The organism is Pseudomonas sp. WS 5410 (assembly GCF_012985645.1).
Classification (GTDB): Bacteria; Pseudomonadota; Gammaproteobacteria; order Pseudomonadales; family Pseudomonadaceae; genus Aquipseudomonas; species Aquipseudomonas shahriarae.
The window spans coordinates 1-949 of record NZ_JAAQWS010000052.1; the positions used below are offsets into that span (position 1 = coordinate 1).

1 protein-coding gene is annotated in these 949 nt (G+C 61.0%); it reads right to left on the bottom strand.

The features are described from left to right. Positions 1 to 920 (bottom strand): ribonucleotide-diphosphate reductase subunit beta (locus HBO24_RS29315; RefSeq protein ID WP_222933251.1); only part of this gene is annotated, 920 nt, incomplete at its 3' end. Positions 921 to 949 lie beyond the last annotated feature (29 nt).

Here is a 949-nt window from a genome sequence, read left to right on the forward strand (position 1 = left end):
TCCAGCTGGGTCCCTTGCAGGATCATCTGGGTCGCTTCTTCCTTCATGTCGGCATCCCACAGGTGTGGGTTTTCGATTTTGATCTGGTTGATCACGTCGATCCCGAAGTTCAGGTGCATCGACTCATCGCGCAGGATGTACTGGAACTGCTCGGCCACGCCGGTCATTTTGTTGCGGCGGCCCATGGACAGGATCTGGGTGAAACCGCAGTAGAAGAAGATGCCTTCCAGCACGCAGTAGTAAGCGACCAGGTTGCGCAGCAGTTCTTTGTCGGTGTCGACGGTGCCGGTTTCGAACTTCGGATCGGAGATCGAACGGGTGTATTTCAGGCCCCAGGCTGCCTTTTTGGCGACCGATGGGATCTCGTGGTACATGTTGAAGATCTCGCCTTCATCCATGGCCAGCGATTCGATGCAGTACTGGTAGGCGTGGGTGTGGATCGCTTCTTCGAAGGCCTGGCGCAGGATGTACTGGCGGCACTCCGGGTTGGTGATCAGGCGGTACACGGCCAGCACCAGGTTGTTCGCGACCAGGGAATCGGCGGTGGAGAAGAAGCCCAGGTTGCGCATGACGATGCGACGTTCGTCGTCGGTCAGGCCTTCGGGGTTTTTCCACAGGGCGATGTCGGCGGTCATGTTGACCTCTTGCGGCATCCAGTGGTTGGCGCAGCCGTCGAGGTACTTCTGCCAGGCCCAGTCGTACTTGAAGGGTACGAGTTGGTTGAGGTCGGCGCGGCAGTTGATCATGCGCTTTTCGTCAACGGCGACACGGGCGGAAGCGCCTTCGAGTTCGGCGAGGCCTTCGGCGACGTCGAGTTTGTCCAGGGCAGCCTTGGCGCGCACGATGGCGGCGGAGTCGTTGGCGGTGACGGCGCGGGCTTCGATGGCAGCGGCAGCGCCGGCACCGTCGAGGCGGTCCATGTTGGCTTCGGTGGCGTGGCCGGCGTTGG